The organism is Bradyrhizobium sp. CCBAU 11434 (assembly GCF_028128895.1).
Classification (GTDB): domain Bacteria; phylum Pseudomonadota; class Alphaproteobacteria; order Rhizobiales; family Xanthobacteraceae; genus Bradyrhizobium; species Bradyrhizobium zhengyangense.
The window spans coordinates 426246-448535 of sequence record NZ_LBJX01000001.1 but is presented as its reverse complement, the minus strand read 5'-3'; the positions used below and the strand labels follow the sequence as shown (position 1 = coordinate 448535).

Below are 22290 nucleotides of genomic sequence, written 5' to 3'. Positions count from 1 at the left end.
GTGATGGCCTACAGCGAGGACAATATCGCGCTCGCCGCGGAATATGCGCTCGGCACACTCGATGCCGACGAGCGTGTGCAGGTCGCGACCATGATGGCGGTGGACCAGGAGTTCGCCGCGATCGTGCAGGCCTGGCAATTCCGGCTCGGGGTCCTCAACCAGATGGTCGGCACGATCGAGCCGCGGCCGATCGTGTGGGAGAACATCAAGCGCGAGATCGCACAGACGATATCGACGCAGGATTCGTATCAAGATTCGGAGCGAGACTCGCTCGAGGCCCCGCCAGTGCTGGTGGATGCGCCGTCACCGCCATTGCCGGAGCTTTCGTCATCGGAGCTGTCATCGCCCAAGTCTTCAACTCAAGAATCTTCAACTCAAGAATCTTCAACTCAAGAGCCTTCAACTCAAGAGCTTTCGTCTCCGGAGCAGCCATCGCAGCAAGCTCCTTTGCCGGACGTGCAGCCGCCGGCGCCGCCTCAATCCGACTCCGATGTCATCCCAGACATCGCCCCGCAATTCATTCCGCAGACCCATGCGCCCGACCCGCGCATTGTCCCTCTGACGCAGGTGCCGGTCGCCGACGACACCAAGGTGATCTATCTCGAGAGCCGCGTGAAGCGCTGGCGCACGATCGCCTCCGCCGTGGGCGCGCTCGCGGCCGCGCTGCTGGTGACGCTGTCGCTGCAGATCCTCTCGCCCGATGCGCTGCCTGGCGCGCTGCGGCCCGCGCCGCGCATCCAGACCGTCGAGGTCAAGACACCGCCGGCGCCGTCGTCCTTGCCCGCGCAATATGTCGCGCTGTTGCAGGGCCAGAGCGGCGGCCCCGCCTTCATCCTCACCATTGATGGCGCGACCAAGAACTTCACGGTGCGCAAGGTCGGCGCGACGCCGGAGCCGGGCAAGAGCTTTGAGCTCTGGCTGATCTCCGACAAGCTGCCGCGCCCGCGCTCGCTTGGTGTGATCGGCGCCGGCGACTTCACGGCACGTCCGGTGCTCGCCGGCTACGATGCCGACGTCGTCAATGGCGCGACCTACGCCATCACCGTCGAGCAGCCGGGCGGCTCGCCCAGTGGCCAGCCGACCTCGGCGCCGGTGTTCTCAGGCAAGCTGATCGAGACCGTGCCGCCGTCCCAGCCGCAGGTCCCCGCGAAGAAATAGCCCCCGCCGTCGGAGCCCGGATTGCGCTTCGCTCCATCCGGGCGACGCACGCCCAACCGCCAAACCTGTCGCCAGGGTCCATTCTGGCCGTCGCAATTCGACAAGTCCGGCCAAATCCGCGTTCGGTTTGAACCTCCGTCCATTCCGCGGCGTCAAATGCCCGGAATTTGCAGTCGGCACGGCTGATCAAGGGTGCCGGGAAGGGGCTAGAAATCAGATGGATGCAGCCAAGCCGCCGGGCATTCTTATCCACCAATATGCAGGCCTGCCGCAGGGGCCTGCGTTCGAACAATGGCGCGACCGGGCCCTGGGGGCCTGCGGCCTCGAGATCGGGCCGAGCCATGGCGACAGCATCGATTGCCGGTTGCAGGTCAGCGCGGTCGACAACATCACGCTCGCCATTCCCGAAGGCGCCTCCGCGCAATATTCGCGCACCCAGAGCGGCCTCGCGGACGGCAGCGACGACCTCGTGCTGATCGCCGCTCATGCCGGCCTCGTCAACGTCAGGCAGAACGGCCATACGGTCGACCTTGCGCCGGCGCAGATGGTGCTCGCCGACATGAGCATCACCGGCAGCGTCGGTCATACCGACGAGAACCGTTTCACCACCATCCGCATGCCGCGCCGCGCGCTGCTCGACATCAATCCCCGCGCCGAGGACAAGCTGTCGCAGGCGCTGTCGGACGGCGCCGTCGCCGAGACCATCTTCCGCTATCACGCGCTTGCTGCGCATCAGGCACCGCATCTCGACGCGGTCGGCCAGCGCCTGACCGCCCAGCACATGGTCGATCTCGTCGGCCTCCTGCTCGGCACCGATGCCGAGCACGCCGCGCTCGCGCGCGGCCGCGGCCATGCGGCGGCCCGTCTCGATCTCATGCGCGCCGACGTGATGGCCGCTCTCGGCCGCAACGATCTCTGCCTGTCCGAGGTCGCCACCCGCTCGGGCCTCAGCCCGCGCCAGGCGCAGCGGCTGTTCGAGCAGGCCGGCACCACCTTCACCGAATTCGTGCTGGAGCAGCGCCTGCTGCTGGCGCGCAAACTGCTCGGCGATCCCCGCGCGCGGGCGCGCAAGATCAGCGACATCGCGCATTCCTCGGGCTTCTCCGATCTGTCCTATTTCAACCGCGCCTTCCGCAAGCGCTTTGGCGCGACGCCGTCGGAACTGCGCGAGGCGTGAGCCCCCCGATTTTGTGCAGCGGCGCATCGCGGCTGCATTTGGTCGATCCGTCTGAATGAGCTATATCTGCCCGCGCGGGGCGGACCACCGGATCCCTGGAAGCAGCGAAGTCAACGGACATGGCGCGTATCGTCGTGCTCGGCGCCGGGTTTGCGGGCCTGTGGGCGGCCATCGGCGCCGCGCGCCTGCGCGATGCGATCGGTGATGCCGGCCGCGACATCGAGATCCGCCTCATCGACCGCAACCCCTATCACAATATCCGCGTGCGCAATTACGAGGTCGATCTTAGCGAGGTCGCGCTGCCGCTTGCGCAGCTGCTCGACCCGGTCGGCGTCATGCACGGCACCGGCGAGGTCGAAGCCATCGACCCCGTGCGCCGCGAAATCTCGCTGGTCGCGAGCAGCGGCAAGGAGATGCTGGGTTACGACCGCCTCGTGCTCGCGCTCGGCAGTGAAGTGACGCGGCCTGAGATTCCCGGCCTCGCCGAGCACGCATTCGACGTCGACAGCTATGCCGCGGCGCTTCGCCTCGAGGGGCATGTCACCTCCCTCGGACGCAGCGCGCCGTCGCCGGGACGATCGACCGTCGTGGTTGTGGGCGCCGGCTTTACCGGCATCGAGGTTGCCGCCGAAATGCCGGAGCGCTTGATGCGCGCAGGCATTACCGGCAGCCGCCGCATCATCCTGGTCGATCCCAATCAAGCGGTTGGCGCCACGATCGGCGAGCACGCGCGGCCCGTCATCGAGACCGCCTTATCGTCGCTCGAGGTCGAGACGCGGCTTGGCGTGCGCGTCGCCTCGGTCGAGGCCTCAGGCGTTCGCTTGAGCTCGGGCGAATTCATCCAGGCGCAGACGGTGATCTGGTGCGCCGGTATGCGCGCGAGCCGGCTAACCGAAAACTTTCCCGGCGCGCGCGATCGGCTCGGGCGACTTCTGGTCGACCCCTTCATGCGCGTCGCGGGTCTGCCCGGAATCTTCGCCGCCGGCGACGTCGCCTCCAGCGTGGTCGATGGCCTGCATCCGACCGTGATGTCCTGCCAGTTCGCCCGTCCCATGGGCCGCTTCGCCGGCCACAATGTGGTGGCTGATCTGGCCGGTCAGCCGATGCTGCCGCTGCGGATTGACTGGTACGTCACCGTGCTCGATCTCGGCGATTGGGGCGCGCTCTACACCGAAGGCTGGGATCGCGAGGTGCGGACGACCGGTCAGGCCGCGAAAGCGACCAAGCGGACCATCAATCGCAAGCGTATCTATCCGCCGCTGACAGGCAGCAAGGACGATCTGTTCGCCGCCGCCGCGCCGACGGTGCAGGCGCCGCCGCCGACCTACGGGGCGACGCGGCGTTGAGCTGGGCTGTGCATCCTTCGACCAAGTGAAGCGATCTCCGCTTTGTCCGCGCCGGCCGGCAAGTTCGTGCTGATGCTGCGGATGTACTGGCCGAACGAGAAGTCGCCGTCGATCATCAACACCACATGGACGGTTCCGCCCGCGCGGAGGATCGCAACCAGCTAGACCATGATTCGAAGCGGACACAGCCATGCTCGATATGAACCTCGAGCGCGTTGACGATTGATCTCAATCGCATTGCGCCGGGAGGCACCGAAACGTTGGATAACTCGGCACGATGGATTCGTTCGTTGGTTCAACGCCAAGAATTGGTGCGTGCGGCATTCGAATGCCATGCGGTGTGAAAGCACCAAAATCCTCGTGACCCCCTTTTGATTTGCATCAACGCCGAATTCCAAACCGCGTGGCTGGCTAGCCTTCAACATAGCGCCGCGTGCTAAGCGCACAAGCGTGCAAGGATTTGTTCGATCGCGCCAATCCGACAATTTCAGATTCGACTGACTCGCTCCGGCTGTCAGTCGGGACAGTTTTAGGGGATGGAGAGACAGCGAGCGCGCTGGCATCGGCGCCGCCACTCAGAGGCGCCAGCAAGAATCGAAACAGGCAGTAGGAATTATTCCCAGGAGCAAGTTCATGAGCAGCAAGAGTTTGTCTCTCATTGTCGGTTTGGCAGCGGCGATGATCGCCTCGGGTGCCTCGGCGCAGGCGATCAATCTCACCGGCGTCTACAAATGCATTCAGATGTGCAGGGGAGACCTGCCGGCCTATGTCACCCAGAACGGGACCGAGCTGAACTTGTTGACCGAAGCCGGCGTGCCATCTCGGGCTTGGCCCGATTGGTATTCGCCGGCAAACCGGATTTGGGTTGATGCGTTCAATCTCAGCGCAGTCTACTCACCAGACGGAATGCTGATCCAGTTTGACAACGGGACGATCTGGCAACGGGACTTGCCTCCACCAGCGCCTCTCCCTCGCCGGCGGTAAGTCATTTTTCGTCTGCTAGAGCGTTGGCTCTGGCAATCGAAGGGGAGAGGTCGTCGTCTCCTTTGGACCGGCCGATCTTACGAAATGACGTAGCCGGTCCTTCAGATCGAAAAGCTCGTCCAGCGGCATGTTCAGGAAGCAGTAGAATTCGCCGAGCATCTGCTCGGTTCGCTTGCGCAGCGAAAGCCCTTGAGGCGTCAAGTCGACGAGCACCCGCCGCTCATCGTCGGCCTGCCGGCGCCGCGTCACCAGGCCCTTGGCCTCAAGCCGCTTGAGCATCGGCGAGAGCGAGCCGAGATCCATTTGCAGGGCCGTGGCCAGGTCTCCGACGCCCCGCGCGCCGCGCTCCCAGAGCACCACCAGAACCAGATATTGCGGATAGGTGACGCCGAGTTTTTTGAGAAAAGGCACGAACAGGCGCGTCATGTGATTGCTGGCGGCGTAGAGCGCAAAGCAAAGATGATTGTCGAGCCCGGGCATTTCGACCGGTGCGATGGAGCCCTGACCTGCGCTGGTCCGTGAATCGCGCCGCGTCTTCATCGTTTGTGTCTTCATTCTCGGCCCGTTCGCAAAGGAAATCATTGCGCCGAATCCTACCGTTAGCCCTGAAGCAAGCCAAGTCATATGGGCCGCGATTTGATGCCGAGACATCATATCTTTTATAAGTTGTTTGACTCACATTATATCGTGTGCAAAGTATTTGTGTCTCATTAAAGTGGGATGCCCGGCCCGGAAGCCGGATTTGCAAATGAATCAGGGGAGGGATTGCCATGCCGGACGTGGATCGCCGTGCTTTTGTGGGAACGACCGCTATTGGTTCTGTGGCGGCCGCAATTTTCACCGCCTCGTCTGCGCAAGCCGCGGGCCAGAGCGGCTACTTCGTGATCGCGGAAATCGTGTCCAAGAAGGACAAGGCGGATGAGCTACGCGCACTGCTTGTCCCCTTTGCCGAAACGTCGGCCAAGGAGCCGGGCTGTCTGGTCTACACACTGATGGAAGTCATCGGTGAGCCGGGCCGCTTCCTGACCTTCGAGCGCTGGAAAGACAAGGTCGCTCTCGACGGCCACATGGTGACGCCGGACATCAAGGCGATCGTGCCCAAGCTCGAACCCGTGCTGGCAAAGCCGTTCACCCAGATTTTCCTCGACGCGCGAACGGGCGGATAGCTCGAGGACCTCGCGCGACAGCGCAGCATCATTCGACAGCGGGCCGATCCCCTCCAGGGCGGCCCGAATAGCGCTCATCCGACAATTCAGCATCGTACAGGGAGGAAGGAATGCGTGGTCTCATCTATGGATTGGCTGCGATCGCAACGCTCGCGATCTGTGCTTCGGCGTTCGCCGGCGATCTGACGAGCATTGAACTCGATCCCAGCGGCAAAGCCGTCGCGGTCAAGAAAGAGCCTGGAAAGCTCATGTCGATTCCGGACATTGGCGGCAGACCGAACAAGGGGTTCGATTATGCGGCGCTCTATCAGGTCCCGCCGAACAGAATCGACATCGGCAAAGGCATCAATGTGATGCGCGGACACGTCAACGCCAGAGGCTCGATTGCGCTGCACGAGGGAGCGGACGAGCAGACCTACGTTCTTTACGTCATCAGTGGCACTGGCACGATGTCGTTGAACGACAAGGACGGCAAGGCGTACGGCGAGATCGCCTACAAGCCGGACGACGTTATTCTGTTCCAGCCGCACACTTGGCACGCATGGGTCAACGGCGACGCGCCGTTCGAATTTCTCGGCTTCGACATGCAGGCCAAAAAGTAAGGAGCCGCGGACTTTTCTGCCGCGGAAGGCGCCCGGGCGATCGCCAGCCATCAGCTCGGCGGCAGCGGATTTGGACTGCGGGCTTGGGTCTTTCCCGAGCCGCCGACCTGCGAAGTCTAAGCAAATGAGGGCTCGCGCACAGAGAGATTGGCTATCGGCTGGTCTGTCGGTCGAACAACACGAGGGGAGAATCAAATGTCGAACATCATTCTGCACCACTACGCGCTCTCGCCTTACTCGGAGAAGGTGCGGCTCGCCCTGGGTCTCAAGGATATCGCCTGGAGCTCTGTCGACATTCCGGTATGGACGCCGCGCCCCAAGCTCACGCCGATGACCGGAGGCTATCGAAAAACCCCGATCCTCCAGATCGGAGCAGAATTCTACTGCGACACGCTGCACATCCTTCAAACGATCGAGAAATTGGGCCGGTCCGGCGCGCTTTACCCAAAACGGCAGGAAGCCATGGCAAAAGCTTTCGGTTGGTGGATCGAGAAAAGCTCGTTCTTCAACGCCGTATGCCTGACCATTGGCAACATGCCTGGAATTCCCCAGGAATTGATCGACGAGCGGCGTCCGCTGTTTCGCGTCAACCTCGACCCCGGCGAATTGCGCTCCAAGCGTCCGCTCTACTTGCAGAGGCTTGATGCGCAACTCGCGTGGCTCGCCGAAGTCCTCTCCGACGGTCGCAAGTTCATCCTCGGGGAAGAGCCTTCCGCCGCAGATCTGTCGGCCTATCATCCACTGTGGTTTGCGAGGCAAAACGGCGGCAGCGAGGTCAACGACCTGATCGCTTTCGCAACCGTGATCGATCCCTGGTACAAACGAATCGCCGGCATCGGTCACGGCAAATTCTCGGAGATGACACCCGACCAGGCAATCGAGGCAGCGCGGACCAGCCGGCCGAGCGAGCCCGACCAGTGGTGGCCCGAGGCCCAGAACATCGGGCTCCGGCGCGGCGATTGGGTCAGCGTGACGCCGGACGACTATGGAAACGCTGTCTATGGAAAGTTGCTTGCCTGGACTGCAGACGAGGTCGTCATCCGGCACGAAGACCCCTCGGTGGGAGAAGTGAACCTGCGCTTCCCACGTGTAGGCTTTGACACGGCTCCAGCGGATAGGAAGGCTGCTTAAAGCGTCCAGGTCGCGAGGCTGATCGGGCGCTTGCGCAGAGGACTCCAGACATGAGAAAGCGCCCGTGGGGGGCGGGCGCTTTCTGTAGTCGACTTGGGGTTGGGGTCGTCTACATATCCACGTGGCGACTTTGGGGGGCTGGTAAAGAGCCGCGTGAATTCCTTAAAACTCAAAATCTCCTTAGCGAACGAGCGATGCGTTCGAACTGGTGATCACGACCGGCTTGCCGGCCTTGATGACGCGAGCAGTCTGTGTGAGGCCTTCATCTGACCCAGTGCGCGCCGAGATGCCAAAGCCCGCAACCGCGATGCCGGCAACGAGCGCCACGGCCACCACCTTCAGGTGGGTCGAGCGATCCGCGCTGTAGATCGAGTGGTTCATGGAAGCCTCCTGCCGCCATCTACCCGAAGTAGTCGCCAGCCTGTTCAGGCAGGTTCATGCTTCCGGTGCCCAACAACCTAGTATTGGGGGGATTCGTTCCCAAGGGGCCATCACAAGAGCGTGATAGGACGTGAAAGATCGCGATCAAAAGCAGGTCTTGATCGTTCGATTTTGCAATTATTTCAAAGTGGTAATGCGCTTGTGAGGCGCCTTGTCAGCATTTGCTCGACAAGGCGCCCGGAACTCAAAAACCATTTGCCTGTGGCCAAAAAACACACGGCTTCTTAAGCCAAATCAGATGCTTCCGACCGTTTTCAACCTCGCTCTGGGGTGGATTTCAGCCTGCGACAAGACAGTTGTTTGAGCCCGGAACCGTTCGACCAGGGAGCGGACGAAGGGACGAATTGCCGCAGAGGTCACCAGCACCGGCGCCTCGCCTTCGCGGGCGGCGCGCTCGAAGGCCTCGCGCACGGCGGTCATGAATTCCGACAGCTTCGAGGGCTGCATCGCGAGGCTGCGCTCCTCGCCCTGGCCGATGATGGATTCGGCAAAGGCCTGCTCCCATTTCGCCGACAGTGCGATCAGCGGCAGGTAGCCTGCATAGGAAGTGTTTTGCGCGCAGATCTGCCGCGCAAGGCGGGCGCGGACATGCTCGACCATGGTCGCGGGATTGCGCGAGAAGGCGAGCGAGTCGGCGATGCCCTCGAGGATGGTCGAGAGGTCGCGGATCGAGATGCGCTCGGCGAGCAGCAGCTGGAGCACGCGCTGGATGCCGGAGACGGTGACCTGTCCGGGCACGATGTCCTTGACCAGCTCGCTCTGCTCCTTCGGCAGCTCCTTGAGCAGCTTCTGCACCTCGCCGTAGGACAACAGGTCCGACATGTTAGCCTTGAGCAGCTCGGTGAGATGGGTCGAGAGCACGGTGGCGGCGTCGACGACGGTGTAGCCCTTGAGCGAGGCCTCCTCCTTGAGGCTGGCATCGACCCAGGTCGCGGGCAGGCCGAAGGTCGGCTCGGTGGTGTGGATGCCGGGCACCTGCACCTGGCTGCCGCCGGGATCCATGACCATGAACTGGCTCGGCCAGATCTTGCCGGTGCCGGCGTCGACCTCCTTGATCTTGATGATGTAGGTGTTGGCCTCGAGCTGGACGTTGTCGAGGATGCGCACGGCCGGCATCACGAAGCCCATCTCGATCGCGAGCGAACGGCGCAGCGCCTTGATCTGCTCGGTGAGGCGATCGGTGCCATCGGGGCCGTTGACGAGCGGCAGCAGCGCATAGCCGAGCTCGATCTTGAGGTCGTCGATCTTCAGCGCCGCCGAGATCGGCTCCTCGGCCGCAGCTGCGCCCGGCGCTCCGGGCTGACCTGCCGCTGGCGCGGCCTTGGCAGCGGCTTCGGCCTTGGCCGTCGCACGGTTGCGGTTGCGCGCGGTCCAGGCCAGCACGCCGGCGCCGGCGCCGAGCGCGAGGAAGGGGAGGGTCGGAATGCCCGGCAGCGCCGCCAGCACCAGCATGACCGCCGAGGACATTGCCAGCGCCTGCGGATAGCCGGAGAACTGCTTCATCAGCGCCTTGTCGGCCGCACCGGAGACGCCAGCCTTGGAGACGAGCAGGCCGGCCGCGGTCGAGACGATCAGTGCCGGCACCTGGGTGACGAGGCCGTCACCGACCGTCAGCAGCGTGTAGCTGCGTCCCGCATCGGCAAAGGACAGACCCTGCTGCGCGACGCCGATGATCATGCCGCCGACCACGTTGATGAAGACGATCAAGAGGCCGGCGATGGCATCGCCGCGGACGAATTTCGAGGCACCGTCCATGGCGCCGAAGAAGCCGCTCTCGTCCTCCAGCGCCTTGCGGCGCTCCTTGGCGACCTTCTCGTCGATCAGGCCGGCCGACAGATCGGCGTCGATTGCCATCTGCTTGCCGGGCATGGCGTCGAGGTGGAAGCGCGCGGCGACTTCCGCGATACGGCCCGAACCCTTGGTGATGACGACGAAATTAACGATGATCAGGATGGCGAAGACGATGATGCCGATGACGAAATTGCCGCCCATCACGAAGCTGCCGAAGGCCTCGATGACGTGACCAGCCGCATCCGTGCCCTCGTGCCCGTGCGACAGGATCAGGCGGGTCGAGGCCATGTTGAGCGACAGCCGCAGCATGGTCGAGATCAGGAGGATGGTCGGGAAGGCGGAGAATTCCAGCGGCGCCTGGATGAACAGCGACGTCATCAGGATCAGGATCGACAGCGTGATCGAGATCGCCAGGAACAGGTCCAGCACGATCGCGGGCAGCGGCAGGATCAGCACCACCAGGATGGTGAGGATGCCGAGCGCCAGCGCGATGTCGCCGCGCTTGAGGATGTTGACGATCTCGGAGAGGGTGGGAACGCCGGCCTTCGTGTTGCCTACGCCCTGTCCCGCGGTGACGTCGACCATGGTAGCTGCCTCCCCGCGCGACTGCCGTCCGCGCGCCCCAAACGTCTGCGCGGCGGCCGATGGGCCGCCGGTCCGAAAGTGAGGCACCGCACTGGCGTCCACGGGGGCTCCCGTTCTACGCGGCTGACGACACTCGACTTCACCCGGCAATTCTTGCCGGGTGTATGGTTAGCAAAGGGTTAACGGAGGGGGGCGGGAAGAGGTCGGGCCGGGGTATTTCGGGGGGCATCCGGCCGTCATTCCGGGCGATGCGCAGCATCGAGCCCGGAATCCATCGTGCCGCAGGTGTTGTGGGGAAATGGATTCCGGGCTCGCGCCAAGAGGCGCGCCCCGGAATGACCGTTGAGGGGATGCTCCTATTTCGCCTTCTGCATGCTGGTCACCATGTACCCCGACGGGGCCTCCTCGGCTTCGAAGGTGACCTTGTCGCCGACCTTCACCTGCTTGAGCATGCCTGGATCCTTGACGCGGTACACCATGGTCATGGGCTCATCCATGCCGAGGCTCTTGGCGGGACCGTGCTTGAGCGTGATCTTGCCGGCACCTTCGTCGATTTTCTTGACCTCACCGCTGATGGAGGCGGCTTGCGCCAGCGCGCTGATGGTCAGGCCCAGCGTCAGCGCAAGCGCTGCGGTGGTGATGCGGATGATTGGCTTCATTGATGTCTCCATTGGCTTCATTTCACGGTGACGTGGCCGACCATGCCGTAGTCGCGATGGTCGGGGATCAGGCAGGAAAATTCGAAGGTACCGGCCTTGGTGAACTTCCAGACGATCTCGGCCGTCTTGTTCGGCGCGAGCCGCACCCCGTTCGGATCGTCGTGCTCCATGTGCGGATGCTTCTTCATCACCTCGGCATGGGCGAGATTCTCCTTGGGTGTGGCGAGCAGGAACTCGTGATCCTCCCTGCCGACATTGCGCAACACGAAGCGGATCTGCTCGCCGCGCTTCACGTCGATCTTCGATGGCTCGTAGGACATCTCGCTCAACGCGATCTCGATGGTGCGCGCCGGCTTGTTGGGATCGCCGGGCTCGCCGGCCGAGAAGCCGTGATGGTCGTGCCCCTCGTGCGCGAGGGCGGGTGCGGCCGAGAGCGCGGCCAGCACGAGAGCGAGTTCGATCGTCTTCTTCATTGTAGTCTCCGGTTGGTAGTTCATGGAAACGCTCGGCTACATCTTCATCTTCGGCATCGGCGCCGCCGGTTGCCGTGGAGGCTCCGCCGCGGGCGAGGCGATCTCGTAGGCGACGGTGCCTTGCGGGAATTGATAGGGGCCGGGATCGCGGTAATCGTCGCGCGCGAGGCCCTCGCGGATCTTCATCACCGTGAACATGCCGCCCATCTCGATCGGGCCGAACTGGCCGTTGCCGGTCATCATCGGCAACGTGTTGTCGGGCGCCGGCATCTCCATGTTGCCCATCGCCATGCCGGTCGAACCCATCGCCATGCTGTCGGGCGCGAGCTTGCCGACGGCCTTGGCGAGATCCTTGCGCGACACGCCGATGAGGGTACGCACCTCGTGTCCCATGGCATTCATGGTGTGATGTGACTTGTGGCAGTGGAACGCCCAGTCGCCGGGATTGTCGGCGAGCACGTCGAACACCCTGACAGCGCCGACGGGAACGTCGGTCGTGGTTTCGGGAATCTGCGCGCTCTCCGGAATCCAGCCGCCGTCGGTGCAGGTCACCGCGAAGCTGTGGCCGTGCAGGTGGATCGGATGGTTGGTCATGCTGAGATTGCCGATGCGCACGCGCACCTTGTCGCCGAGCCGGACCGGCAAGGGGTCGATGCCCGGAAACACCCGCGAATTCCAGGTCCACATGTTGAAGTCGGTCATCTCGTTGACCCGCGGCAGATAGGTGCCGGGATCGACGCGGTAGGTGCTCATCACGAAAACGAAGTCGCGGTCGACGGGCCTGAAGTTCGGATCGCGCGGATGCACGACGACCATGCCCATCATGCCCATCGCCATCTGCACCATCTCGTCGGAATGCGGGTGGTACATGAACGTCCCGCTCTTCCTCATCTCGAACTCGTAGACGAAGGTCTTGCCGGGCTGGATGTGCGGCTGGGTCAAGCCGCCGACGCCGTCCATGCCGCTCGGCACAATCATGCCGTGCCAGTGGACGGTGGTGTATTCGGGCAGTTTGTTGGTGACGAAGATGCGGACCTTGTCGCCCTCGACCGCTTCGATGGTCGGGCCCGGCGACTGGCCGTTATAGCCCCACAAATTCACCTTCATCCCCTCTGCGAATTCGCGCACCACGGGCTCGGCGACGAGGTGGAATTCCTTCCAGTCGCCGTTCATGCGAAACGGCAGCGACCAGCCGTTCAGCGTGACCACGGGGCGATAGTCGGGGCCGTTGATCGGGTGCAGCGGCGGCTGCATCACCACCTTATCCATGGTGGGCGCTTCCGGAATCGACGCGGCCTGGACGCGGCCGCTGACGGCTGACGCACTGACGAGCGCGGCGGTGCCCAAAAATCCTCGGCGGGAAAACATGCTGGTCTCCATGTCAGTGACCGCCATCGGCAGGCGCTGCCGCGGCGATATTGGTGGGACTGTCGCCGCCGGACGCAGGCGTGCCGCCGCCATTGACGACGGCCTGCAACTCGGACTGGGCGAGGAAGAAGCTTTGCTTGGCGTCGATTGCGCCGCGCAGCGACGCGAGGCGCTGCCGTGCCTCGGTCAGCAGCGCGAAGATGTCGACCTGCATGCTGGAGAAGCGCAGCTGCATCTCCTCGGTGATGATTTTTCGTAAGGGCAAAATCTCGCGCTGGTAGTGGCTGGCGATGTCGTAAGTCGATCGGTAAGCGCGATAAGCATCGCGCGCCTCCGAGCGAACGTTCACGGCACGCTCGGTCAGGCGGTTGAAAGCGAGATTGTAGGTCTCCGCCGCCTGCCGCACGCGCACCTCGCCGCCGTCGAAGATCGGGATCTGGAACTGGACGTCGAAGCCGCGTTCGCGGAACGGGGCGCCTTCTGGATCCTGGGTCCGGCGGGAGATGCCGGCGAGATCGAGCAGCGTGACGAAGCGCGTCGCCTCGGTCAGGTTCAACGACTTCGCCAGGGCCGTCAGTTCGAGCCGCGCGATCTGCAGGTCGATGCGATGAGCGACCGCATCGGCCTCGATCGAGGGCAGGGCCTGCGGCCGGCCTGGCAACGACGGCAACGCGTTGGGCAGACGGAAGTCGAGGCCGTCGTCCCACAGTCCCATCCGGCGCGCCAGTCTTTCGCGCGCGCTCGTCGCCGCCTGGCGCGCCGTCGCGAGATCGGCGGTGGTTTCGGCGTAGAACACCTGCTCGCGGGCCTGGTCGAGTTTGTTGAGCGAGCCGGTTTCACCGAGCTTGACTGCAAGCTGCGCGGTGGATTCCGCCGTCGCCTTCGCGTCGGTGAGCAGCGCAACCATCTCGTTGCCGGCAACTGTGCGGACATAGGCGCGGCGCACGTCGGCAGCGAGCCGCAACGTCGCCAGTGCCGCACGCAACTGGGCCTGACGGAAGCGGTCGCGCGCGATGTCGGAGCGGAACGGCAGCGTCGCCAGCGCGAGGATGTCGCCGACCACCTGGCGCTCGACCTCGCTCGCCCCGTTCCCGCTGATGCGCGAGATCGAGAACACGGGGTTGGGCGGCAGGCTCTGCTCGACCAGATCGGTTTCGGCCAACGCCAGCTCGTTATACGCGGCTTGCAGACCCTTGTTGTTGAGCAGCGCGATCTGCACCGCGGTCTCGATCGTCAGCGTGCGCGCCAGCAACCGGCGGACGGTTGCATCGACGGCCTCGGCACCTTCGGCCGATCGGACGAAGGCGACGTCCTTCTTGATGGTCTGGCTGGTGAGGTCCGAGACCGTTGTCATGCCGCCGTCCGGCGAGAATGCCATGCAGCCGGCAAGACCTATGGACGAAAGTCCGAACGCGGTGAGCATGAGCAGGCCCCGCGCAAGATGATGTGCCATGGCGCGCCCCTACCGGTCTTGCTTCGGTTGCGGCGCGACGGCGTCGTTGCGGTCCCGCCACGGTGTCGGTGCCGCAGGCCGCAGGCTGGTGTAGGGCGCGATGGTCGAGCGATAGCCGACGCGTGCCGCCTTTGCCGCTGGATCGGCGGGGTCGGCGCTGGTGACTTGTGTCGTTGCCGGCATGCAGCCGGACAGCGCCAACGCGGCGAAGGCCGGCAGCAGCCAATTGAATCGAAAATATCGTCCATCCACCGCAGATGCGGCGGCAGACTTCGCCCCGAAAAGCGCAAGCATGATTCATCCCTGATCTGGAAACCACAGGTTCGCGCGCGCAGACGCGCGCTCGAACCGACGTCGTTGCGTCAGATCAGGCGATGGGGGGACGGTAGTGCTGGGGCGGCGCAGTGCTGTGCAGGCTGGCCACGATCTCGGGCGCGCAGGTCGAGGTCGGCCGGACCGGTGTGGCAACGCTGGGCAGATCGGCTGGCAGCGCGCTGACGCACATCATCGCGCAGCAAGGACCCACGGTTCCCTTGCCGCCATGGTTATGCGGAGCGGGTGCGTCCTTTGCCGCAATTTGGTGATGCGCATGGGTTCCCGCATGTTCGTGCGAGGAATCACCATGTAGATGGCTCGCCATCTGCTGATGCACCGGCACGAGGTCGGCGACGAGCGTATCGTCGAGGCATGGCGCGGGACCGGTGCCCCAGGCGAGGCCTCCCGCCGGCGCGAGCACGCAGAGCAGATAGGCAAGGGCGATGATCCGTCCCACCCTGATCCGCATTGGTCGCGTCAACCGCAACAACATTCCGCCGATATGCTCCTCGCGCGGCAAGGTTGCTCACGCTGATTGCAAACTAGTGGCAAAACGCGCGTTCGCCAAGCTCCTTCTTACCGCAGCGCACCACGCATGCCCAATATATCGCCACGTTGCTTGACCGTGTCGCGATCCACAGGCCATGGTCCGGCCGTGCACGCGCCAAATCATCCAGGACAAAGACCAGACTCATTCGCCCCTGACTCGCGTCAGGCCTGGGTGCGGCTTTTGCTCGCACTGGTGATCGGCTCGATCGGCAGCGTCGGCATGTGGGCTGTGGTCGTGGTGATTCCCGTGGTGCAGGCCGAATTCGCTGCCACACGAGGCGCGGTGTCGCTCGCCTTCACGCTCATGATGTTCGGCTTCGGCCTCGGCGGCGTGATTGCAGGCAAGATCACCGACCGCTTCGGCATCGTGCCGGCGATGGCGATCAGTATCGCCTTCCTTGGCATCGCTAACGTACTGGCCGGGCTGTCGACGCAGCTTTGGCAGTTCGTGGCTGCCTACTTTCTCATTGGTCTCGGTACCTCGGCGACCTTTGCCCCTTTGATGGCGGAGGCCTCGCACTGGTTCGAGCGTTATCGCGGGCTCGCAGTGACCATCGTGGCAAGCGGCAATTATGTCGCGGGCACGATATGGCCGCCAATCGTGAGCTACGGCATGAGTACGGTGGGCTGGCGCACCACTCACATCGGTATTGGCCTCGTCTGTGCGAGCCTGATGGCTATGCTGGTGCTGGTCCTGCGCGCGCAGATGGGCGACGACAAGGTCCGCAATCACGCCAACGCGCCGCCGCCGCGCGTCGATCTCAAGCTCTCGACCAACACGTTGACGGTGCTGCTCTCGATCGCCAGTATCTCCTGCTGCGTCGCCATGGCGATGCCGCAGGTGCATATCGTCGCCTATTGCGGGGATCTCGGTTACGGCGTGGCGCGGGGCGCCGAGATGCTGTCGCTGATGATGGCCTGCGGCATCGTCAGCCGCATTGGCTCGGGCTATCTCGCCGACAAGATCGGGGGCATCCGTACGCTGCTGCTCGGCTCGCTGGCGCAAGGCTTTGCGCTCGTGTTCTATCTATTCTTTGACAGCCTCACCTCGCTCTATCTGATCTCCGCGATGTTCGGCCTGTTCCAGGGCGGCATCGTGCCGAGCTACGCCATCATCGTGCGCGAGGCGATGCCGGCGAGTGAAGCCGCAACTCGCGTCGGCATCGTGATCTTCGCCTCCGTGTTCGGCATGTCCTTTGGCGGCTGGGTGTCCGGCATCATCTTTGATGCCACCGGCTCCTACGGCGCAGCATTCGCCAACGGCGTCGCGTGGAATGCCCTCAATGTCGGCATCGTCTTGACGCTGCTGATCCGCTCGCGCATGAACACGGCAAGAGCAGGGGCCGGCTTCGCGACTTGAGCCGCGCACCGTCGGCGCGAGGTCGTATCGATGCAGACCGGAACACTTTGACCATGCCGCTGGCGCCGTCACGCCGGTGGATCTGGCTGATCATTGTTGTCGTCGTGCTGCTGGATCAGGGCACCAAGCAGCTCGTCGTCGGCTTACTGGAGCCGGATCGACCGATGATCATTCTCGCGTCCGGCACATTGCCGTCGATCGACTTTCTGCTCTCCTACAACAAAGGCGTGTCGTTCAGTTTCCTGCGACTCGCCGGCGATGCGCAGCGCTGGCCGCTGGTTGGCCTGTCGCTCCTCGCTTGCGGATTATTGGCCTGGTGGCTTCGCCGCGTGCCGGCGCGCCAGCCGATCTTGGCCACTGGACTGGCCCTGATCATCGGCGGCGCGCTCGGCAATTTGCTGGACCGCGCCCGGATCGGCTCGGTGATCGACTTCGTCCATCTCTCCTACGGGACCTGGTCGTTCGCCATCTTCAACGTCGCCGACACGGCCATCACCTTGGGTGCCATCGCGACCGTGATGTCCTTGATGCTCGAGGCGGCTTAAACCGCCTGTCCCGCCTTCAGCAGCGAGCAGCCAGTGATCTTGTAGCTTCCGTCCGCTTGCTGCTCCAGCGTGTAGAGCGCTTCCCAGGCTTCGCCATTGGCATCGATGATGTGGACGCGCTGGGCAATCGAGCTGCCCTCGGTCTTGCTGTCGCCGAACTCAAAGCTCTTGTGGCGGTACACCGGCGCGTAGCCGTTCTGCACCATCGACATGAAAATATCGGGTGCGGGGAAGATCTGCTTGATCGCCGGTGCGGCATAGGAATAGGCGGCGCTCGCATCATCATGGATGAAGGCCTGCTCCTGCGCGCGGATCGCGTCTTGTGCCGCCGAGACATCGTCGGCGCGCGCGGCGAGGGGACTCAGGGCAATGGTGAGGGCGACGACCAGGGCTGCAATGCGCATGACAGACTCCGCGTTGATATCCCGGCGATACTGACGCGAACACGACCTGGGGAAATACGGACGTGCTACCGCTTCCGTTTCACCGCCGCCTTCGCCGGTTTGGCTGTGCGCGTGTTGGTACGTGTCTTGGCCTTTGCGACGGGCTGCACGCGCAATCCGTCTACGAATACGTCTAGCATCCGCAGCACCGAGGATTGCCAGCCGGGCTGGTCGTGCATGTAGCACATGCCGAAGAACGCGCGCAGCAAATCCTCGGGACTGATATCGGCGCGCATTGCGCCGGCTGCGACTGCGCGATCGAGCAGCGAGCCGACCGCCTTGGTCAGGCGCTCGAAGGAAAAAGCATGCAACTCGGACCCGCTCTGCACCGCAAGTGCCAGGGCTGCGACCATGCCCTTCTTGGTGGCAACGAACTCGACACCTGACCAGAGCCAGCGCCTGAGCGCATCGACCGGGTCCTTGGCGTTCTTCAACTGCTCGGCGAACTCGCTGAGCTGCTCGACTTCGCGCCGGTACACCGCCTCGAACAGATCCTCGCGCGTCGGGAAATGCCTGTAGAGGGTGCCGATGCCGACCCCGGCGCGTTTGGCCACGGCCTCGAGGCTCGCCTCCGGGCCGCCCGCGTTGAACACGAGCTTGGCCGCTTCGAGCACGCGTTCGCGATTGCGCACGGCATCGGCGCGGGGTTTTCGGGCATGGTCGGTGTGGTCGTCCATATCAGGCAATGTAGATCACGAATTGGTTAGATTGAACCCCGAGCCTGCTGCATCGCGTTGTCAGCCCACGGGCTTTTGACGAATTCCAAATATTTTCGGGGGGCCCCTTGTTAAACGGAGGGTGCCTCCGTATCTTCGCGGGTGTCGGCCGGAACATGTCCGCGCTGGCGCGATATCGACGGCGACCACGGCGGTGGCGCGCCGAACGATGAGCCATGTCCATATCTGATCGGAGCCCTTTATGAACCACTCCATCAGCCTCACCGTGAACGGTGCGCGGCGCGACTTCGTCCTCGACGATCCGCGCGTCACGCTGCTCGATCTCCTGCGTGAGCGCCTGCATCTCACCGGAACCAAGAAAGGATGCGACCGCGGCCAGTGCGGCGCCTGTACCATTCTCGTTGACGGCAAGCGTATCAATTCCTGCCTTGCGCTCGCCATCAGTCATGATGGCGCCGACATCCTGACCATCGAAGGCGTCGCTCGAGGCGACCAGCTTCATCCCGTGCAGGCCGCCTTCATCGCCCATGATGGATTCCAGTGCGGCTTCTGCACGCCCGGCCAGATCATGAGTGCCATCGGCATGATGCGGGAAGCCCAGGCCGGCAATGATCCCGAACGCATCCGCGAGTGCATGAGCGGCAATCTCTGCCGCTGCGGCGCCTATGCCGGTATCGTCGATGCCGTGCTCGAGGCTCAGGCCGGTGCCGACGAAACCAACCAGAGGCGCTCCGCATGAAACAGTTCGATTATGTCAGGCCCGCGACGGTCACCGAAGCCGTTGCCGCCGCCGCCCAGCCGGGCGCTGTCTATCTTGCCGCCGGCACCAATCTGCTCGATTTGATGAAAGGTAATATCAGCCGTCCGGACCGGCTGGTCGACGTCACCCATCTCGACGGGCTCGATCGAATCGAGCGCCTCGCGGACGGGTCGTTGCGGGTCGGTGCGCTCGTGAGCAATGCCGATCTTGCGTATGATGCTGAGTTTGCGAAGGCCTACCCGGCCGTCGCGGAAGCGCTGCTCTCCGGCGCGTCTGCGCAATTGCGTAACGCTGCGACGGTGGGCGGCAATCTGTTGCAGCGGACGCGCTGTGCGTATTTCTATGACACCGCCAGCCGCTGCAACAAGCGCGAGTCCGGCAGCGGATGCGACGCCCGAGACGGCGAGAACCGCACCCATGCCGTGCTTGGCTGGAGCGACAGCTGCATCGCGACGCACCCCTCAGACTTCTGCGTGCCGCTGGTCGCGCTCGACGCCATCGTTGAGATCGAAGGCAAGAACGGTCGTCGCGAGATCGCGCTCGACGAACTACATCGCTTGCCCGGCAACGCGCCCGAGCGTGAATCTGCGCTCGAGCCCGGCGACCTCATCGTCGCGGTGCGCCTGCCGCCCGCGGCGCGCGGGTTTGCCGCGCATGCGCGCTATCTCAAGGTCCGCGAGCGGACGTCTTATGCGTTCGCCATTGTCTCGGCTGCGGCAGCGTTGCGGATCGAGAACGGCAAGATCGCAGATGCGCGGCTTGCTCTCGGCGGTGTTGCAGCAAAGCCGTGGCGTGCCCGGGCCGCGGAGGATGTCCTCAAAGGCGTCGCGCCCACCGCAGATGCCTTCCAGGAAGCCGCCTGGCGCGCGCTGACCGACGCAAAACCGTCCGGCGACAACGCCTACAAGATCGAGCTGGCGCGCCGCATCGTCATGCGCGCGCTGACCCTTGCCGCTGCCGGGACGCCCGCGCGCATCCCCGCGCTGCCGGCATCTCCCTTTGCTTCGACCTCTGGAGCCATTCATGCCTGAGCTCAATCTCACCAGCGCTCCCGCGCATCTTCGTCACGGCTCGAGCATCGGCCAGCCGCTGACGCGCCGCGACGGCGTGCTCAAGGTCAAGGGGCAGGCGACCTACGCCGCCGACAATCATCCGCCCGGTATGTTGTTCGCGGTGATCGCCGTCTCCAGCATTGCGCATGGCCGAGTCACCTCGCTTGATGTCGCTGCTGCCAAGCGTCATCCGGGTGTGGTCGATGTCATGACGCCGGATCACAAGCCGCAGCTTGCGATCGATCCTGAAATCAAGACCAATCCGTTCGTGTTCCGGATGGAGGTGCTGCAGGGCAACGAGGTCCGCTACGCCAACCAGCCGATCGCCGTCGTGATCGCCGAGACACTCGAGGCGGCGACGGAAGGCGCGGTGCTGCTGGCGCCTCGCTACGAGACGCTGCCCGCGCTGGTCGGGCTCGATTCCGGCAAGAGTTACGTGCCTCCCGTCGTCGGCGTCGGCAATCCCTCGGAGAATCATCATGGCGATGTCGCAGCAGGCCTTGCGTCAGCCGACAAGCAGATCGATGCGACTTACGAGACGCCGGCGCAATATCACAATGCGATGGAGCCGCATGCGATCGTAGCTCACTGGAACGACGATCATCTTCAGATCGACATGCCGACCCAGGGATTGATGCTGTCCTTGGCGCGCGTCGCCGAGCTGTTCGGCATTGCGCATGACAAGATCCACATCCGCAGCCCGTTCCTCGGCGGCGGGTTTGGCTCGAAGGGGCTGATGGCCGGTCCTCCGGTCCTCGGCATCATGGCGGCAAAGTTGGTCGGAAGGCCGGTCAAGCTGGTGCTGCGCCGTGAGCAGATGTATGGCCCGGTCGGTCATCGTGCGCCGACGCGTCAGCGCTTGCGCATTGGGGCTGATGCCGAAGGTCGCCTGACCGCGCTCGATCACCACGCGCGCACTGTGTCGAGCACGTTCGACGATTTCTACGAGCCGGCTGCTGATGCCTCGCACACGCTCTATGCGGCGCCTGCGATTCGCACCTCGCATGACGCCGTGCGCGTCAACACCGGCACGCCGCTGTTCATGCGCGCGCCGGGCGAGGCAACGGGCTCGATCGCGCTGGAAAGTGCGATCGACGAGATGGCCTGGGCCTGCGGGATGGATCCGCTCGCCTTCCGCCTGAAGAACTATGCCGAGGTCGAGCCGATCACCGGAAAACCGTTTTCCTCGAAAGCGCTGCGTGCCTGTTACGATCAGGGCGCGGCGCGTTTCGGCTGGGCGAAGCGCTCGCTCCGGCCGCGACAGATGCGCGACGATGCCGGACTGCTGGTCGGCTGGGGGATGGGCACCGCGACGTTCCCCGCGCTGATGTTCCAGGCTGAAGCGCGCGCGGCGATCCGCCGTGACGGCACCGGCGCGATGGAAATCGGCGCGCATGATATGGGGCAGGGCGCCTGGACGGCGCTGGCCCAGATCGCGGCCGATGCGGTCGGCCTCGATATCGACAGCGTCAACTTCAAGGCCGGCACGTCCGACCTGCCGGATGCCGGCATCGCCGGCGGCTCGGCACACACGGCGACCGCGGGTGCTGCGATCCACAGCGCCGGTGCGGCCGTGATCGCAAAGCTCGCCGACCTCGCCACCAATGATGAGCGCTCGCCGCTGTTCGGCGCCGGCAATACCGGTGTGATCGCGCGCGACGGCCGCTTGATCCGGCGGGACGACGACAGCCGCAGCGAGAGCTACAGCGAGATCTTGGCGCGCGCCGGCGTTGCCGAGGTCGAGGCGCGCGGCACCGGCGCACCGAACCCGGCCGCGATGGAAGAGTATGCCATGCACGCACATGGCGCGGTGTTCGCGGAGGTGAAGGTCGATCCCGAGCTTGGCCAGATCCGTGTCACCCGCATGGTCGGCGCCTTCGCGGCGGGGCGCATCGTCAATCCGCATCTGGTGAAGAGCCAGCTGTTCGGTGGCATGATTTGGGGCATGTCCTTCGCGCTGCACGAGGAAGCCATCACCGACCGCCGCAGCGGCCGGATCCTAAATGCCAATCTCGGCGAGTACCACATTCCCGTGAATGCCGACGTGCCGCCGCTCGATGTGATCACGGTCGAGGAGCACGATCCGCATGTGAATGCGCTCGGCATCAAGGGTGTTGGCGAGATCGGGATCACCGGCAGTGCCGGCGCGGTTGCCAATGCCGTCTGGCATGCGACCGGCGTGCGGGTGCGCCGCTTCCCGATCAGGATCGAGGAGCTGCTGACGCAGCGCTGAGGTCCGACAATCGATGCTGCCG

At 64.2% G+C, this 22290-nt stretch carries 24 protein-coding genes; 13 read left to right on the top strand and 11 right to left on the bottom strand.

The annotated features are described in order from the left end of the window. The first annotated feature begins 3 nt into the window (after window positions 1-3). From XI06_RS02090 to XI06_RS02070, 5 genes are all read left to right on the top strand, one after another. Window positions 4-1158, top strand: a complete 1155-nt coding sequence (locus XI06_RS02090) for an anti-sigma factor (protein ID WP_271604548.1) — start codon at window positions 4-6, stop codon at window positions 1156-1158. Between the two features lie 217 nt (window positions 1159-1375). Further along, window positions 1376-2335 carry a helix-turn-helix transcriptional regulator gene (locus XI06_RS02085; RefSeq protein ID WP_237867172.1) on the top strand — a complete coding sequence of 320 codons (960 nt, stop codon included), beginning with the start codon at window positions 1376-1378 and terminating at the stop codon, window positions 2333-2335. 119 nt (window positions 2336-2454) lie between these two features. Further along, window positions 2455-3681: an NAD(P)/FAD-dependent oxidoreductase gene (locus XI06_RS02080; RefSeq protein ID WP_271604547.1), complete on the top strand. Its 1227-nt coding sequence runs from the start codon at window positions 2455-2457 to the stop codon at window positions 3679-3681. A 42-nt stretch (window positions 3682-3723) separates the two neighbouring features. Then, window positions 3724-3846, top strand: coding sequence for a hypothetical protein (locus XI06_RS02075; RefSeq protein ID WP_271604546.1), 123 nt, complete (start codon window positions 3724-3726; stop codon window positions 3844-3846). Between the two features lie 468 nt (window positions 3847-4314). Then, window positions 4315-4665, top strand: a complete 351-nt coding sequence (locus XI06_RS02070) for a hypothetical protein (protein WP_271604545.1) — start codon at window positions 4315-4317, stop codon at window positions 4663-4665. 15 nt (window positions 4666-4680) lie between these two features. Here XI06_RS02070 and XI06_RS02065 read toward each other — a convergent pair whose 3' ends face one another. After that, a complete protein-coding gene (locus tag XI06_RS02065) occupies window positions 4681-5145 on the bottom strand; it encodes a MarR family winged helix-turn-helix transcriptional regulator (RefSeq protein ID WP_271604544.1) in 465 nt (154 codons plus the stop codon). Window positions 5146-5435: 290 nt separating this feature from the next. Between XI06_RS02065 and XI06_RS02060 the strand changes: the two genes are divergently transcribed. From XI06_RS02060 to XI06_RS02050, 3 genes are all read left to right on the top strand, one after another. Then, a complete protein-coding gene (locus tag XI06_RS02060; protein WP_271604543.1) occupies window positions 5436-5831 on the top strand; it encodes a putative quinol monooxygenase in 396 nt (131 codons plus the stop codon). A gap of 110 nt (window positions 5832-5941) precedes the next feature. After that, on the top strand, window positions 5942-6433 hold the full coding sequence (locus XI06_RS02055; protein ID WP_271604542.1) for a cupin domain-containing protein: 492 nt from the start codon (window positions 5942-5944) through the stop codon (window positions 6431-6433). A gap of 147 nt (window positions 6434-6580) precedes the next feature. Further along, on the top strand, window positions 6581-7564 hold the full coding sequence (locus XI06_RS02050) for a glutathione S-transferase family protein (RefSeq protein WP_271604541.1): 984 nt from the start codon (window positions 6581-6583) through the stop codon (window positions 7562-7564). 180 nt (window positions 7565-7744) lie between these two features. Here the strand turns inward: XI06_RS02050 and XI06_RS02045 are convergent, their stop codons facing one another. From XI06_RS02045 to XI06_RS02010, 8 genes are all read right to left on the bottom strand, one after another. Beyond that, window positions 7745-7945, bottom strand: a complete 201-nt coding sequence (locus XI06_RS02045) for a hypothetical protein (protein ID WP_237865169.1) — start codon at window positions 7943-7945, stop codon at window positions 7745-7747. A gap of 294 nt (window positions 7946-8239) precedes the next feature. After that, window positions 8240-10381: a flagellar biosynthesis protein FlhA gene (flhA, locus tag XI06_RS02040; protein ID WP_237865170.1), complete on the bottom strand. Its 2142-nt coding sequence runs from the start codon at window positions 10379-10381 to the stop codon at window positions 8240-8242. Window positions 10382-10737: 356 nt separating this feature from the next. Then, window positions 10738-11040 carry a copper-binding protein gene (locus XI06_RS02035; RefSeq protein WP_237865172.1) on the bottom strand — a complete coding sequence of 101 codons (303 nt, stop codon included), beginning with the start codon at window positions 11038-11040 and terminating at the stop codon, window positions 10738-10740. Between the two features lie 17 nt (window positions 11041-11057). Further along, window positions 11058-11513 (bottom strand): cupredoxin domain-containing protein, encoded by a 456-nt coding sequence (locus tag XI06_RS02030; RefSeq protein ID WP_237872728.1) that lies wholly within the window; start codon window positions 11511-11513, stop codon window positions 11058-11060. A gap of 36 nt (window positions 11514-11549) precedes the next feature. Continuing rightward, window positions 11550-12881, bottom strand: coding sequence for a copper oxidase (locus XI06_RS02025; protein WP_237872729.1), 1332 nt, complete (start codon window positions 12879-12881; stop codon window positions 11550-11552). A 13-nt stretch (window positions 12882-12894) separates the two neighbouring features. Continuing rightward, window positions 12895-14334 (bottom strand): TolC family protein, encoded by a 1440-nt coding sequence (locus XI06_RS02020; RefSeq protein ID WP_271604540.1) that lies wholly within the window; start codon window positions 14332-14334, stop codon window positions 12895-12897. Between the two features lie 9 nt (window positions 14335-14343). Next, window positions 14344-14628: a hypothetical protein gene (locus tag XI06_RS02015; RefSeq protein ID WP_237865177.1), complete on the bottom strand. Its 285-nt coding sequence runs from the start codon at window positions 14626-14628 to the stop codon at window positions 14344-14346. 73 nt (window positions 14629-14701) lie between these two features. Further along, on the bottom strand, window positions 14702-15118 hold the full coding sequence (locus tag XI06_RS02010) for a hypothetical protein (protein WP_237865179.1): 417 nt from the start codon (window positions 15116-15118) through the stop codon (window positions 14702-14704). Between the two features lie 252 nt (window positions 15119-15370). On the opposite strand from XI06_RS02010, the gene XI06_RS02005 reads away from it, so the two are divergent. Beyond that, window positions 15371-16558, top strand: a complete 1188-nt coding sequence (locus XI06_RS02005; protein ID WP_271604539.1) for an MFS transporter — start codon at window positions 15371-15373, stop codon at window positions 16556-16558. Window positions 16559-16611: 53 nt separating this feature from the next. After that, on the top strand, window positions 16612-17103 hold the full coding sequence (gene lspA, locus XI06_RS02000; RefSeq protein ID WP_271604538.1) for a signal peptidase II: 492 nt from the start codon (window positions 16612-16614) through the stop codon (window positions 17101-17103). On the opposite strand, the gene XI06_RS01995 is transcribed toward lspA, so the two are convergent. Beyond that, complete coding sequence (locus tag XI06_RS01995) at window positions 17100-17507, bottom strand: DUF4864 domain-containing protein (RefSeq protein ID WP_237865184.1); 408 nt, start codon at window positions 17505-17507, stop codon at window positions 17100-17102. The genes lspA and XI06_RS01995 overlap by 4 nt on opposite strands. A gap of 65 nt (window positions 17508-17572) precedes the next feature. Next, window positions 17573-18223: a TetR/AcrR family transcriptional regulator gene (locus XI06_RS01990; RefSeq protein ID WP_271604567.1), complete on the bottom strand. Its 651-nt coding sequence runs from the start codon at window positions 18221-18223 to the stop codon at window positions 17573-17575. Window positions 18224-18464: 241 nt separating this feature from the next. Here XI06_RS01990 and XI06_RS01985 point away from each other — a divergent pair, with 241 nt between their 5' ends. From XI06_RS01985 to XI06_RS01975, 3 genes are read left to right on the top strand one after another with little or no spacing between them, the layout of a single operon-like run. Beyond that, a complete protein-coding gene (locus XI06_RS01985; RefSeq protein ID WP_237865185.1) occupies window positions 18465-18962 on the top strand; it encodes a (2Fe-2S)-binding protein in 498 nt (165 codons plus the stop codon). Beyond that, window positions 18959-20014 carry an FAD binding domain-containing protein gene (locus tag XI06_RS01980; protein WP_271604537.1) on the top strand — a complete coding sequence of 352 codons (1056 nt, stop codon included), beginning with the start codon at window positions 18959-18961 and terminating at the stop codon, window positions 20012-20014. The genes XI06_RS01985 and XI06_RS01980 overlap by 4 nt, the downstream gene beginning before the upstream one ends. Continuing rightward, window positions 20007-22268, top strand: a complete 2262-nt coding sequence (locus tag XI06_RS01975; protein ID WP_271604536.1) for a xanthine dehydrogenase family protein molybdopterin-binding subunit — start codon at window positions 20007-20009, stop codon at window positions 22266-22268. The genes XI06_RS01980 and XI06_RS01975 overlap by 8 nt, the downstream gene beginning before the upstream one ends. Window positions 22269-22290: the final 22 nt, after the last annotated feature.

Bases quoted from the DNA above. Each gene is read 5' to 3' on its own strand.
- XI06_RS02090 (WP_271604548.1), top strand. From the start codon at position 4: ATGGCCTACAGCGAGGACAATATCGCGCTCGCCGCGGAATATGCGCTC.
- XI06_RS02085 (WP_237867172.1), top strand. From the start codon at position 1,376: ATGGATGCAGCCAAGCCGCCGGGCATTCTTATCCACCAATATGCAGGC.
- XI06_RS02080 (WP_271604547.1), top strand. From the start codon at position 2,455: ATGGCGCGTATCGTCGTGCTCGGCGCCGGGTTTGCGGGCCTGTGGGCG.
- XI06_RS02070 (WP_271604545.1), top strand. From the start codon at position 4,315: ATGAGCAGCAAGAGTTTGTCTCTCATTGTCGGTTTGGCAGCGGCGATG.
- XI06_RS02065 (WP_271604544.1), bottom strand. From the start codon at position 5,145: ATGCCCGGGCTCGACAATCATCTTTGCTTTGCGCTCTACGCCGCCAGC.
- XI06_RS02060 (WP_271604543.1), top strand. From the start codon at position 5,436: ATGCCGGACGTGGATCGCCGTGCTTTTGTGGGAACGACCGCTATTGGT.
- XI06_RS02055 (WP_271604542.1), top strand. From the start codon at position 5,942: ATGCGTGGTCTCATCTATGGATTGGCTGCGATCGCAACGCTCGCGATC.
- XI06_RS02045 (WP_237865169.1), bottom strand. From the start codon at position 7,945: ATGAACCACTCGATCTACAGCGCGGATCGCTCGACCCACCTGAAGGTG.
- flhA (WP_237865170.1), bottom strand. From the start codon at position 10,381: ATGGTCGACGTCACCGCGGGACAGGGCGTAGGCAACACGAAGGCCGGC.
- XI06_RS02035 (WP_237865172.1), bottom strand. From the start codon at position 11,040: ATGAAGCCAATCATCCGCATCACCACCGCAGCGCTTGCGCTGACGCTG.
- XI06_RS02030 (WP_237872728.1), bottom strand. From the start codon at position 11,513: ATGAAGAAGACGATCGAACTCGCTCTCGTGCTGGCCGCGCTCTCGGCC.
- XI06_RS02025 (WP_237872729.1), bottom strand. From the start codon at position 12,881: ATGTTTTCCCGCCGAGGATTTTTGGGCACCGCCGCGCTCGTCAGTGCG.
- XI06_RS02020 (WP_271604540.1), bottom strand. From the start codon at position 14,334: ATGGCACATCATCTTGCGCGGGGCCTGCTCATGCTCACCGCGTTCGGA.
- XI06_RS02015 (WP_237865177.1), bottom strand. From the start codon at position 14,628: ATGCTTGCGCTTTTCGGGGCGAAGTCTGCCGCCGCATCTGCGGTGGAT.
- XI06_RS02010 (WP_237865179.1), bottom strand. From the start codon at position 15,118: ATGCGGATCAGGGTGGGACGGATCATCGCCCTTGCCTATCTGCTCTGC.
- lspA (WP_271604538.1), top strand. From the start codon at position 16,612: ATGCCGCTGGCGCCGTCACGCCGGTGGATCTGGCTGATCATTGTTGTC.
- XI06_RS01995 (WP_237865184.1), bottom strand. From the start codon at position 17,507: ATGCGCATTGCAGCCCTGGTCGTCGCCCTCACCATTGCCCTGAGTCCC.
- XI06_RS01990 (WP_271604567.1), bottom strand. From the start codon at position 18,223: ATGGACGACCACACCGACCATGCCCGAAAACCCCGCGCCGATGCCGTG.
- XI06_RS01985 (WP_237865185.1), top strand. From the start codon at position 18,465: ATGAACCACTCCATCAGCCTCACCGTGAACGGTGCGCGGCGCGACTTC.
- XI06_RS01980 (WP_271604537.1), top strand. From the start codon at position 18,959: ATGAAACAGTTCGATTATGTCAGGCCCGCGACGGTCACCGAAGCCGTT.
- XI06_RS01975 (WP_271604536.1), top strand. From the start codon at position 20,007: ATGCCTGAGCTCAATCTCACCAGCGCTCCCGCGCATCTTCGTCACGGC.